1 pseudogene is annotated in these 282 nt (G+C 54.3%); it reads right to left on the reverse strand.

The features are described from left to right. Positions 1–218: pseudogene (locus F1735_RS36135) on the reverse strand (tyrosine-type recombinase/integrase); the annotation flags it as partial. Positions 219–282: the final 64 nt, after the last annotated feature.

Raw genomic sequence — 282 nt, forward strand, 5'->3', positions numbered from 1 at the left:
CTCAAGTCACCAGCCTCCTCCCGCCAAGAATTTTTTGTCTTCGCCTTCGGCACAGTCCACCAAAGGCCATCAGCCTCATCAGTGACCTCATGCGCCTCAATTGCCAAAATCTCCGCACCGCGTGTGCAAGTCCATAAATAAAGCGTGCAAACTTCCTCAACCAGGCGCGAGAAATTCGGTAGCCATCGCACGACCAATCCTATCTCGGCTTCGCTCAACACCCGCTTCTGCACCCCGATCGCTTTACCTTGCAGACCCCGTCCTTTGCGTTTCAACTTACCG

The sequence above is a fragment of the Massilia genomosp. 1 genome (genome assembly GCF_011682185.1).
Taxonomy (GTDB): Bacteria; Pseudomonadota; Gammaproteobacteria; order Burkholderiales; family Burkholderiaceae_D; genus Telluria_A; species Telluria_A rubra.